The organism is Staphylococcus gallinarum, from assembly GCF_000875895.1.
Classification (GTDB): domain Bacteria; phylum Bacillota; class Bacilli; order Staphylococcales; family Staphylococcaceae; genus Staphylococcus; species Staphylococcus gallinarum.
The window spans coordinates 1-619 of record NZ_JXCF01000037.1 but is presented as its reverse complement, the minus strand read 5'-3'; the positions used below and the strand labels follow the sequence as shown (position 1 = coordinate 619).

Here is a 619-nt window from a genome sequence, read left to right as displayed (position 1 = left end):
CTTTAGCCTTACTCTCTCAAGGGATTAAGCCTTGTTGAATTTAGGGGACATTTTAGGGACTTTATGAGTTATTGTATAGAAATCTCTAGACATGTATGTATAAATGGAATAAAATAAACTTATTAATAGTTAGAAATGGGGAGTAAAAATGGTTCGTACAAAAGTAGGTATAACTTTAACTGAAGATACTTTGAAAAGACTTGAAGAAATTGCAGAACAAATGGGCTTAAGTAAGTCCCAGGCTATTTCTATGTTGATTAATAACGAGTATTTAAGTAAGTATCAAAGCGAAGATAAAATATTTAAGGCATAAAAAAAGACTTGATCTAATTAGGAACTAATTAGACCAAGCCTTTTGTTAGTGTTATATTAATAACAAAATAAAAAAAGAAGTCGCTCACGCCCTGACCAAAGTTTGTGAACGACAAAATCGTAATAAAATATAAGAATTATGTTTTATTAATTTGTATATCTAGATATTAAACGATTTAAGTTTATTCTTCAAGATATATATTTGGGTGAGCGACTTCTTAAACAAAATTAAGGAGTCGATTTTTTATGAGTAAAAAAGAACAAGAAATCTATTCAAAACAAGCTACATCAGGGGAAGTGCAAAATT

1 protein-coding gene is annotated in these 619 nt (G+C 28.9%); it reads left to right on the top strand.

The features are described 5' to 3' along the window. The first annotated feature begins 148 nt into the window (after positions 1-148). Complete coding sequence (locus SH09_RS12265; RefSeq protein WP_017722131.1) at positions 149-313, top strand: ribbon-helix-helix domain-containing protein; 165 nt, start codon at positions 149-151, stop codon at positions 311-313. Positions 314-619: the final 306 nt, after the last annotated feature.